Below are 462 nucleotides of genomic sequence, written 5' to 3'. Positions count from 1 at the left end.
CGACTATCTCGCCTACGAGGCTGAGGTGGCCGGATGTGAGCTGTTGGTGACCAACCAGGAATCGCTGTCACCGCGGGAAGAGATGGTCGCCGACCTGCTGTCGATCGTGCACAGTTTCTCAGGTCGGCTCCATGGCCTGCGCCGATACGAGAAGCCGATGAAGACCGACGACTTGACCGGGGGTGCCCGGTGAAGACCACCCGGATCGCTTACTCGCAGCGACTCAACGTCGGCAAGTATCGTGCGCTGGCCGAGCAGGCCCGGCGACTCGGGCGGGTACGCAGTGAGGTGTGGCGCCGCTACGGCTCCGTGGCCGGGGCAGGGCTGACGGACCGGCAGGTCCGCGACCAGTGGTTAGCCGAGGGCACACACCGACGGTTCGAGGTGCTGGCCAACGCGTGGAAAGAGACCGTCCGTGACGCGATGGCCGACATCACCGCCAGCCGGGAGTCGGCGAAGGCG

At 66.7% G+C, this 462-nt stretch carries 1 protein-coding gene and 1 pseudogene; both read left to right on the top strand.

What is annotated here, in order from left to right:
- Positions 1-193, top strand: a pseudogene (locus F8271_RS32820) (IS607 family transposase); the annotation flags it as partial.
- On the top strand, positions 190-462 hold a 273-nt coding region (locus F8271_RS31835), incomplete at its 3' end, for a hypothetical protein (protein WP_225854922.1). The pseudogene F8271_RS32820 and the gene F8271_RS31835, both read left to right, overlap by 4 nt.

Origin of the sequence: Micromonospora sp. ALFpr18c, from assembly GCF_008868155.1 — a bacterium.
In the GTDB taxonomy this organism is placed as follows: domain Bacteria; phylum Actinomycetota; class Actinomycetes; order Mycobacteriales; family Micromonosporaceae; genus Micromonospora.
Note: the sequence above shows the minus strand (reverse complement) of the source record. Positions and strands in the feature narration are given on the sequence as shown.